At 64.1% G+C, this 10406-nt stretch carries 6 protein-coding genes; 1 reads left to right on the top strand and 5 read right to left on the bottom strand.

Annotated features, from left to right (window positions below; genetic code table 11):
* On the bottom strand, positions 1-2215 hold a 2215-nt coding region (locus VQ071_RS27790; RefSeq protein ID WP_340517938.1), incomplete at its 3' end, for an S-layer homology domain-containing protein.
* 194 nt (positions 2216-2409) lie between these two features.
* On the opposite strand from VQ071_RS27790, the gene secD reads away from it, so the two are divergent.
* Positions 2410-4632 (top strand): protein translocase subunit SecD, encoded by a 2223-nt coding sequence (gene secD / locus VQ071_RS27785; RefSeq protein ID WP_340517936.1) that lies wholly within the window; start codon positions 2410-2412, stop codon positions 4630-4632.
* Positions 4633-4851: 219 nt separating this feature from the next.
* Here secD and VQ071_RS27780 read toward each other — a convergent pair whose 3' ends face one another.
* The 4 genes from VQ071_RS27780 to VQ071_RS27765 form a co-directional block, all read right to left on the bottom strand.
* Positions 4852-7395, bottom strand: a complete 2544-nt coding sequence (locus VQ071_RS27780) for an ABC transporter permease (protein WP_340517934.1) — start codon at positions 7393-7395, stop codon at positions 4852-4854.
* A complete protein-coding gene (locus tag VQ071_RS27775; RefSeq protein WP_340517932.1) occupies positions 7392-8081 on the bottom strand; it encodes an ABC transporter ATP-binding protein in 690 nt (229 codons plus the stop codon). Before VQ071_RS27775 ends, VQ071_RS27780 begins: the two co-directional genes overlap by 4 nt.
* A gap of 147 nt (positions 8082-8228) precedes the next feature.
* The gene (locus VQ071_RS27770; protein WP_340517930.1) at positions 8229-9617 is read right to left on the bottom strand and encodes a sensor histidine kinase; all 1389 of its coding nucleotides are present in this window, start codon (positions 9615-9617) and stop codon (positions 8229-8231) included.
* Positions 9605-10294, bottom strand: a complete 690-nt coding sequence (locus VQ071_RS27765; protein ID WP_340517928.1) for a response regulator transcription factor — start codon at positions 10292-10294, stop codon at positions 9605-9607. Before VQ071_RS27765 ends, VQ071_RS27770 begins: the two co-directional genes overlap by 13 nt.
* Between the last annotated feature and the right edge of the window lie 112 nt (positions 10295-10406).

Here is a 10406-nt window from a genome sequence, read left to right as displayed (position 1 = left end):
GAGCGCCGGTCATGCCTGTCGCGCCGGTCATGCCTGTAGCGCCGGTCATGCCAGTGGCGCCGGTCATGCCTGTAGCGCCGGTCATGCCTGTAGCGCCGGTCATGCCTGTAGCGCCGGTCATGCCTGTAGCGCCGGTCATGCCCGTGGCGCCGGTCATGCCTGTAGCGCCGGTCATGCCTGTAGCGCCGGTCATGCCTGTAGCGCCGGTCATGCCTGTAGCGCCGGTCATGCCCGTGGCGCCGGTCATGCCCGTAGCGCCGGTCATGCCCGTAGCGCCGGTCATGCCCGTGGCGCCGGTCATGCCCGTAGCGCCGGTCATGCCCGTAGCGCCGGTCATGCCCGTGGCGCCGGTCATGCCTGTAGCGCCGGTCATGCCCGTAGCGCCAGTCATGCCAGTGGCGCCGGTCATGCCCGTCGCGCCGGTAACACCAGTGGCCCCGGTCATGCCCGGATCGCCCGTCGCACCGGTAACACCAGTGGCCCCGGTCATGCCCTGACCGCCTGTAGCGCCGGTAACACCAGTGGCCCCGGTCACGCCCGGATCGCCCGTCGCGCCTGTAGCGCCTGTAGCCCCGGTCATGCCCTGACCGCCCGTAGCGCCGGTAGCCCCGGTCGCGCCTGTAGCGCCGGTCACGCCCGGACCGCCCGTCGCGCCTGTAGCGCCTGTAGCGCCCGTGGCCCCGGTCACGCCCGGATCGCCCGTCGCGCCGGTAACACCAGTGGCCCCGGTCACGCCCGGACCGCCCGTAGCGCCGGTCGCGCCGGTAGCCCCGGTCACGCCCGGACCGCCCGTAGCGCCGGTAGCGCCGGTAGCCCCGGTCACGCCCGAACCGCCCGTCGCGCCTGTAGCGCCCGTGGCCCCGGTCACGCCCGGATCGCCCGTCGCGCCGGTAGCCCCGGTCACGCCCGGACCGCCCGTCGCGCCGGTAGCCCCGGTCATGCCCGGATCGCCCGTCGCGCCGGTAACACCAGTGGCCCCGGTCACGCCCGGATCGCCCGTCGCGCCTGTAGCGCCCGTGGCCCCGGTCATGCCCGGACCGCCCGTCGCGCCTGTAGCGCCTGTAGCGCCGGTAGCCCCGGTCATGCCCGGACCGCCCGTGGCGCCGGTCGCGCCCGTAGCCCCGGTCGCGCCCGGATCACCCGCACCGCCGGTGACGCCCGTGACGCCGGTCATGCCTTGACCGCCGGGGACACCGGGGCTGCCTTGCAGGCCGGTAATGCCTGTAGCGCCGGGCGCTCCAGTAGCTCCCGGATCTCCCTTCTGTCCCTTGCTCGCTTCGGCCTTTTGTGCCAGCACCTTCAGCTGCGATGCAAAATCCGCCGCACTGAGCTTCTTGTCGGTTACTTCGATCAGCCCGATCTTGCTGCCGTCCGCCACCATCGAGACTGGCTGGCCGATTTTCAGCGCGGACGCGCCGACCGCTTTTTTGCCGTCCTTGCCGTAGATGAATGTATTGTCGCCAAGCTCGAAGCTCTGTATCGCGCCATCGATGTTCACGTCGACAATGTTGCCTTTGATGGCGACAATGACTCCGTACTTTACAAGCCCGGCCTTGGCTCCATCTTCACTGTCCGCCAGATAGGGAAGCGTAGCCGTAAGAATCTTGGCCATCTGTCCGCGAGTCACGAGGTCGAGCGGCTTGAACGAGCCGTCCGGGAAGCCTTCGACGATCTTCAGCTCGCTGGCAAGGTTGATGTACGCCAGCATTTCCTGGGATACCTTGTACCAATCGTTAAACTTCGACAACGAGCTGTACAGAGCCAGGTCGTCGTTGCCGTGCTGGACGGCTTTGACCATGAGCTGGGTCGCCCATACCCGCTGGACGGACGCGCGCCCCCAATTGGCCACAGAGCCGCCATGGATCTCGTTCTCGTCGATCAGCCCCAGCTGCAGCGCCAGCTTGACATAGGGCTGCGCCCAAGCGTCGACAGGATAGCCGGTTGCCCCGGCCTCGAGTCGCTTCTCGGCACCCATCAGCCGGATGACCATGACGAGCGCCTCTTGCTTTGTTACTTTGTCGGTGGGATCAAATACTTGATTCCCTCTCCCCGCAATAACCTCCAGCATGCTCATTTTGTTAATTTGCCTCTCCGCCCAAGGCACATGCTGCAAGTCTTTGAAGAAGTCCTTGGCCGCAGCCGCGGCTTGCCCGGCATTCGACAGGATCATAACCATACTGAGTCCTGTCATCACGGCTCTCCGTTTGTCCCTCACAATTCCTCTCTCCCTCTATCAAAATAAGCGATTCAAATTTTGAAGAATCCTGACGAATTTTGTTCGTATCCATCATGCTAGCAAACCTGCACTGAACATTCGCTGAACATGAGAGAGCTTGCTTTTTGCGTTCTGAGATGTGCTATAGTGGTACTGAATTACGAGGGAACTTCGGCTGCGGGAGGAGCTTGAATGTGTTGCTGCTAAAGAGATTGGCGGCGCTGATCCTTACAATCGCGCTCACACTGGGGGTTGTCTTCCTCACCTCGCCGGGCATTGTCGATCACGTCCGTCTCGGCCTTGACTTGAAGGGCGGATTCGAGATATTGTACGAGGCTTCTCCCATTCAGGGAGATGGCGAGATTCCGGCGGATACGCTTCGGCAGACGGCCAAAAGTCTGGAAAAGCGAATCAACGCGCTAGGTACGGCGGAGCCCGAACTCTGGACGGAGGGCACGAACAGAATCCGCGTGCGAATCGCTGGCGTAACCGACGAGGAGCAGGTTAGGGAAATGCTTAAAAAGCCTGCGGAATTGACCGTCCGCGGGCCCGATAATGAGATCGAATTGACAGGAACCGACTTTGTCGAAGGGGCCGCCCAGGTTGTATACGACGAGATGCGCAACCCCAACATACAAGTTACCGTCAAGGATACGGCCAAGCTGCAATCGTTGTCGGAGCGGCTCCTGGGTCAGACCATCAGCATCAATCTGGATGAACGGGTGCTGACGGCTCCGGTTATTCAAGCGGTCCTGACGAACGGCATATGCCGGATTACCGGCAAGTTTACTTACGATGACGCCAAAAATATCGTTGACACCATCAACATGGGCGCCCTGCCGCTCAAGCTGACAGAGAAGTTCAGCCAGTCCGTCGGCGCTTCGCTGGGACAACAGTCGCTGGAGCAGACATTGACGGCAGGCGCGGCGGGCTCGCTCCTCATATTGCTGTTCATGCTGGCGTTATACCGGCTCCCGGGCATCGTGGCCAGCATCACGCTCATCACCTATTCCTGGCTGCTCCTGCTATTCATGAATCTGATGCAAGCCACGCTGACCTTGCCCGGCATCGCGGCGTTCGTCCTGGGGATCGGCATGGCCGTAGACGCCAATATCATCAATTACGAACGATTCCGCGAGGAGCTGAGGACGGGCAAGACGCCGCTGTCCGCATTCAAGGCCGGCTCCAAGAGGTCCTTTAAAACGATTATGGATGCCAATGTCACGACGCTGATCGCCGGGTTCGTTTTGTTTTCTCTGGGGTCGGGCGCGATCAAAGGCTTTGCCATTACCTTGATCATGAGCATCGTTTTAAGCATTTTTACGAATATTTATTTTTCACAATGGCTGCTCCGCATGTTCCTGCGCACAGGTCTGGTTGAGAATACGAGGGTGTATGGCGTCAAGCCCGAGCAAATCATGGCGCACACAGAAGCCGCCGAGCTGCCGACGATCCGCAAAAGCATCGACTTTGTCCGTCGGCGCAGAGCCTTCTTTTCTATATCCGTCATCACTACCTTGCTCGGCATAGCCAGCCTGTTGATCTTCAACCTGAATTATGGTGTCGACTTCAAGGCGGGTACGTCTCTCGACATCACGTTGGGCCGGTCCATCGACGCCTCGACGGCAGGCCAGATCGTCCGGAAGGCAGGGTTCGAGCCGTCTGTCCTGTCCGTCGGCGGCAACGGGCAGGATCGCGTCTCGATGCGGTTCGACCATGTTCTGGATCCGTCCGGCAAGGACTCTGCCGGCATCGTAGCCGCCTTTGCGGCGGAGTACGGAGAGCATGTGAGCAAGGAGGAGAACACGGTAGACCCGGGGATCGCCCGTGAGCTGGCCCTGCAAGCGCTATATGCCGTCGCGCTTGCCAGCCTCGGCATCTTGCTGTACGTCTGCATCAGATTCGAATGGAGATTTGCTTTGGCGGCGATCGTCGCATTGCTCCACGACGCATTTTTTGTCGTGAGCGTGTTCTCTGTGTTCGAGCTGGAGGTCAATCTGCCGTTCGTCGCCGCTATGCTTACGATTATCGGTTATTCGATCAATGACACGGTCGTCATCTTCGACCGCATTCGGGAGAATATGCGGTTTGCCAGAGTCCGAACCTTCGAGGACCTGATTCAGATCGTGAACCGCAGCGTGAACCAAACGCTCAGCCGATCGGTCAATACGGTCATCGCCGTGCTGTTCGCCTCCCTTGCCTTGCTGTTCTGGGGCAGCGAGTCGATCAGGATGTTCTCGCTGGCCATGTCGATCGGACTGATTGTCGGGATGTATTCTTCAATCTGCATTGCCAGTCAGATATGGTTGCTGTTGAAGAAGCGTTCCCTGCGGCCGCGTCCCCAGCGAGAGCAGCGGGCGGAGGGTCTCTATCCGCTTCCCGTGCTGCCGATCGCCTATGAAGACGAGGAAGATTAGCAGGCCGCCTATCTCCATGCCCCATGACAAGACCCCGACCTGCGAGCACGCTCGCTGATCGGGGTCTTGTCGTTGTCCGCAGCGTTGTCCGCAGCGTTGTCCGCAGCGTTGTCCGCAGCGTTGTCCGCAGCGTTGTCCGCAGCGTTGTCCGCAGCGTTGTCCGCAGCGTTGTCCGCAGCGTTGTCCGCAGCGTTGTCCGCAGTCTTCCGTCTGTGCAGGTCAAGCCTCTTCCCGCAGCTCCTCCACGACGCTCGCCTTCGCGATCTTGCGCAGCGGACCTTGCACGGACAGCAGTCCGACGCCGAGTGCGAACACGCAGGAGATGACGGCGCCTGTCACGGGGAAGGCGAACGCGATGCCCTCCATATTGTTCAGCTGGCGGAACAGCAGGTAGCAGATGCCGACGCCGAGCAGCAGCCCCCAGAAGGAGCCGATGACGCCGAACCATACGCCTTCGAGCGTCGCCATGCGCCGCAGCTGGCTCATCGTCATGCCGACCGCCTGCAGCAGGCCGAATTCGCGGCGCCGCAGCATCAGGTTCGTCTGCACCGTGTTGATGATGTTCAGGCTGCCGATCAGGCCGATGACGGCGAGGAAGCCGTAGATGAAAATCTTCATCTGCAGGTTGAACTGCCGCGTATGCCGCTGCTCCTCGGCGAAGTCGACGAGCCGGATCGATGGCTCCCTGTCGGCCATCGCCTGCAGCGCCTGCCTGACCGGCGCGCTGTCGACGCCGTCGGCGAGCGCGATGTCCAGACCGTGCAGCGCGGTGCCGGTGGGCGCGATATCGGCAGGCACGTCCTTCATCAGGGCGGCGAACGTATCCTTCGTCCCGATCACGTACAGCAGGGTGTCCAGGATCGTCGGATTGAACGGCGCCTGACTCAGAATGCCGCCGACGCGAACCTCCCGCGTCAGGGGCTTCGCCTGGCTGCCGAAGTTCAGCACGAGCTTGTCGCCGACCTTGAGATTGGAGAGGTCCATGTTGATCTTCTTTTTTTCCGCCGGGACATAAGGCTTCACCTTCTGGACGATGAGTACGGCGCCGTCCTCCGACAGCCTGGCGGGATCGGCCGTACCTGCGATAAGATACGGCTCGGCCTGCTTCAGACGCTCCGTGTCGTACAGGGACGTGTAGACGGGGACGGAGCGCACCTCTTCGCCGCCGAGCTTCGACCGTTCGAACAGGTCCTCGCCCATTCTGGACGTGAACTCGCTGCCGAGCTTGGCCGCGGGCACGTAAGCCTGGGCATCCGGCATGTTGTAGCGGCCGTACACATGCTCGACACCGGGGAGCGCCGCAATGTCCGCAATCGTCTTCGCATCGAACGCGTCGGCGGGCTCGCGGTCCGTCCGCTGCGGGGCGGAGGACAACAGCTGGAAGGCGACCTGGTCGTCGCGGGAATCGTCCACGGCTATCTTGAACGCTTCCTGCGCGAAGTAGTGGAACACGATGAACAGCGTGATGCTCACGACGATCGAGAACGCCGTGATCCGGAACTTGGACCGGTTGCGGCGTATATTCTTGGACGCCATGTCGCCCTCGATGCCGAGCAGACGCAGCAGGGAGGGGATGCGCACGCGCCTGTACGTCTCGCGCACGATATTGCCCGTGCCTCTGACCGCATCGATCGGCGATACGCGGCTCGCCTTGCGGGCGGGCAGCCAGGCGGCCAGCAGCACGGCGAACAGGCCGATGAGCGCGCTGCCGCCGATGATCCATCCGTGCAGCGTGAGCCTGAAGCCCTCGAAGGACAGAATCTCGAAGCCGGCGGCGGACATCCCCTCGAGCACGAGCCACAGGCCGCCGCAGCCGACGATGAGACCGGCCGGGATGCCGAGTGCGGCCAGCACGGCGGCCTCGCGCAGCACGATGCCGCGCAGCTGCGACGGCGTGGCGCCGATCGTGCGGAGCAGTCCGAAGTGGCGCATGCGCTCCAGGACGGCGATGTTGAAGGCGTTGTAGATGACCGCGATCGTCGAGAGGACGACGAGGCCGATGAGCACGCTGAAGATCACGAGCAGCGTCAGATTCAGGCTCCTGTCCGCGGTCTCGCCCTTGAGCGCGAGCAGCTGCGTGTTCGTGCCGAACGCCGCAGGGCTCAGCTGCTTGAATTCCGCCAGATGTGTGCTGATGTCGGCGCCCTTCTTGAACGTGGCGGAGACCGACATATTCGTCCCGGGCACGGCCGCGAGCGCCGCCTTCTCGTCGATCCAGGCATACGCCGAGGCAGTGCCGTAGGTCATATTGAGGCGCTGATTGTTGAGGACGCCCACGATGCGATAGGTTTGCTTCGCGCCGTCCGGCTTGACGAGCTCGGCCTGGTCGCCCAGCCCGGGCGTGCCGGGGAGCTGGGCCAGCGCCCACGCCTCGACCGCCACCTCCTCCGGCGCGGACGGCATCCGGCCCCGGAGCAGATGGATCGGCGCCAGGTCGAAGGCGTCCGTCGTCGCTTCGCTCAGGGCGAGCTTGTAGTCCTTCGCCAGCGGCGTGAGCGCGCCGCCGCGTATCGCCCCGGCCCGCTTGATGAGCGCATGGCTGCGCACCGTCTCGAACAGCTCGGGCGTCGCCGTGCCGTAGCCGATCTCGTAGGCGCCGTATTCGTAGATCGTCTGGCGGACCATATTGTCCTTCATGCTCTGGCCCATCGTGCCGAGCGCGCTGATGAGCGCGACCGACAGGAGGATGCCGACGGCCGTCAGGACGGTGCGTCTTTTTTGCTGCTTCAGGTATTTGACCGCGAGCGCGCCGTAGCCGTTCATTGAACCACGCTCCCGCGGCTGTCGCCGATCAGCCGCCCGTCCTGCATGCGGAGCACGCGGTCCGCCTCTGCTGCGACGTTCATGTCATGCGAGATGATGACGACCGTCTGGTGGAATTGCCGCACGGCGAGCTTGAGCAGCTCGAGCACCTCGCGCCCGTTGGCACTGTCGAGGTTGCCCGTCGGCTCGTCGGCGAGCACGATCGCGGGCCGGTAGGCGAGCGCCCGGCCGATCGCGACCCGCTGCTGCTGGCCGCCCGACAGCTCGGAGGGCAGATGCTTGCGGCGCTCGCCGAGGCCGAGCGTATCGATCAGCTCGTGGATGTAGGCCCGGTCCGGCTGGCGGTGGTCGAGCAGGAGCGGGAGCATGATGTTCTCCTCGACATTGAGGACGGGGATCAGGTTGTACGATTGGAAGATGAAGCCGATCTTGCGGCGGCGGAATACCGCGCGCTGCGCCTCCTTCAAGGCATAGAGGTCCTCGCCGTCGATGCGGACGGTGCCGCTCGTAGGCTTGTCGAGTCCGCCGAGCAGATGCAGCAGCGTGCTCTTGCCGGAGCCGCTGGCGCCGACGATGGCGACGAGCTCGCCCTGCGGGATCGACAGCGAGACGCCCCGGAGCGCCTCGACGAGCGTGCTTTCTTTGCCGTAGGATTTGCTTAAGTTCGTGGTTTCAATGACGTTCATGAAGGCAAGTCATCCTTTCCTCGCGACTATCGGTTATCCAGGTTCACGAGGTTCAGTATAGACGGTCAACCTTACAGGCGAAGAGACGGGCGCTTACAGATTTGTAAGAAAGAGAGCCGGGCGGGCGGCGGTACGGCGAGGAGGGGATTAAACCGGCAGCTGCGCGATCGGCAGTGTCAGCGTGAACACCGTGCCCCCGCCCTCGGCCCGGCCCGCGGCGAGCATCCCGCCGTGGCGCTCCGCGATCGTCTTGGCGAGCGGGAGGCCGAGCCCGACGCCGCTGCCGGCGCCTCCGGGCGCGCGGTAGAACTTCTTGAAGATATGCGGCTCGTCGCGCTGCTCGATCCCGCTGCCGCGGTCGGCGACCCGCAGCCGCACGAAGATCGGCGTCGCCTCCCAGGAGAGCGTGACGGCGCTGTGGGGCGGGCTGTGCTCGACCGCGTTCTTGACGAGATTGGCGAGCGCCTCCGCGATCCACCTCGGATCGTGCTGGGCGTAGACCGGCTCCCCGGGGCCGTCCAGGCGGAGCTCTACCCGGCGCTCCTCGGCCAGCCTCGCGATGGCGCCGAGCGCCAGGCGCACCGTATCGCCGACCGGCGCGCGCTCGAGCTGCAGCGGCAGGCTGCCCGCCTCGAACCGGGCGAGCTTGAGCAGCGTCTGGATGAGCCACTCCATCCGCTCCAGCTCGCGCTCGCAGGTGCGCAGGAACTCGGCCTGCTCCCGCGGCTCGACCTGCCCGCTCTGGAGCAGGTCGACGTAGACGGTGAGCGATGCGAGCGGCGTCTTGAGCTGATGCGAGATGTCCGCGATCGTATCGCGCAGGAAGTCCTTGTCCCGGTGCAGCTGGGCGATTGTCTCCTGCAGCCGCAGCGACAGCTCCTGCACCTGATGGGCCAGCAGGCCGAGCTCGCCTTCGGTATAGATGCGGAACTTCATCGGCCGGTTGTCCTTCACGGCCGACTCCAGCGCGCCGGCGAGGGCGCGCACCTCGGACAGCTGCAGCCGCGATTCGCGCAGCAGGACGAGCAGCAGGGCGGCGAGCAGGCCGCCGATGCCGGCCGCCAGCAGCGGCCAGCTGCGGGCGCGATGGCGCTCGGCCAGCGGGATAAGCGCGGCATCGAGGCTGTCCGTGATGCCGTAGCGCGCTGCGAGCTCGCGGCCGCGGGCGGCGTCTGCGGGCGATGCGGTGCCTGCGGCCAGCTGCTTGGCCCATGCCTCGGCGAGCGCGGGGTTCTGCGCGGCGAGTGCGCCGAGCGCCGCCGTCTCGCGGGCGATCCAGTCACGGCGCAGGCGATCCGTGCTGTACGAGGTGTACATCCATACGAGGATCGCGGCTGTCCCGAACGCCAGCAGGAAGATGGCGATGAGCCGCCGGACGCCGGCGCTGCGCCACATCCGCCGCGGGCCCAGCCCGCCTATGCGTTTGCGCGTCTTCGTCTTGCCTTCCGTATGCACCGCCGTCGTGCCGCTCCCGTCTGCGCTTTTATTTTCCCCATGCATCGGTTCTTGGACGACATCTTCGCTTAGCCTTGCCATTTGTACCCGGCCCCCCGCACGGTGAGGATGAGCCGCGGCTGCTGGGGATCGTCCTCGATCTTCTCGCGGAGTCTGCGGATGTTGACGGCTACGGTGTTGTCGTCGATGAATGCGCCGTCTTGCTGCCACAGCTGCTCGAGGATCTGCTCCTTGGACAGGACGGCCCGCGGGTGGCTCATCAGCAGCGTCAGCAGCCTGAACTCCGTCATGCTGAGCGGCACTTCGGCGCCGTCCTTGAGCAGCCGCATCTCGGTCTTGTGCAGCAGCAGATTGCCGGACGCGATCGTCCGGTCGTCCGCCTGGGGCAGCGGTGCGCGCCGCCGCAGCACGGCATGAATGCGCGACAGAAATTCGCGCAGCCGAAACGGCTTCGTAATATAATCGTCGCCGCCAAGGTCCAGCCCGCGGACGATGTCGAGCTCCGTGTCGCTCGCGGTCAGGAAGACGATCGGCGTCTGGTCTCCCGCCGCCCGCAGCTGCGCGCACAGGTCGAAGCCGATCCCGTCGGGGAGCTGGACGTCCAGCACGATCAGGTCGAAGGCGCGGTTCGACGCCTCGGCCCTGGCCGCCGCCAGATTGTGGGCGCCGGTTACCTCGAAGCCCTCCTGCCGCAGCGTGAACTCGATGCCGCGATGCAGGGAGGCGTCGTCCTCTACCAGCAGCAGATGCCGCGCCATTTTGCCAATCTCCTTTCATGCCGTATCGGTAATTTGTCCTAGCCGCCAGGGCGATAATGTCAAAATATGAGGGAAATTAACTATTTTCTGTCGACATTATTCAACATTAATC

Origin of the sequence: Cohnella sp. 56 (assembly GCF_037963805.1) — a bacterium.
Lineage (GTDB): Bacteria > Bacillota > Bacilli > Paenibacillales > Paenibacillaceae > Cohnella.
This window is presented reverse-complemented; position numbering and strand designations above follow the sequence as displayed.

Bases quoted from the DNA above. Each gene is read 5' to 3' on its own strand.
- VQ071_RS27770 (WP_340517930.1), bottom strand. From the start codon at position 9,617: ATGGCAAGGCTAAGCGAAGATGTCGTCCAAGAACCGATGCATGGGGAA.
- VQ071_RS27765 (WP_340517928.1), bottom strand. From the start codon at position 10,294: ATGGCGCGGCATCTGCTGCTGGTAGAGGACGACGCCTCCCTGCATCGC.
- VQ071_RS27775 (WP_340517932.1), bottom strand. From the start codon at position 8,081: ATGAACGTCATTGAAACCACGAACTTAAGCAAATCCTACGGCAAAGAA.
- VQ071_RS27780 (WP_340517934.1), bottom strand. From the start codon at position 7,395: ATGAACGGCTACGGCGCGCTCGCGGTCAAATACCTGAAGCAGCAAAAA.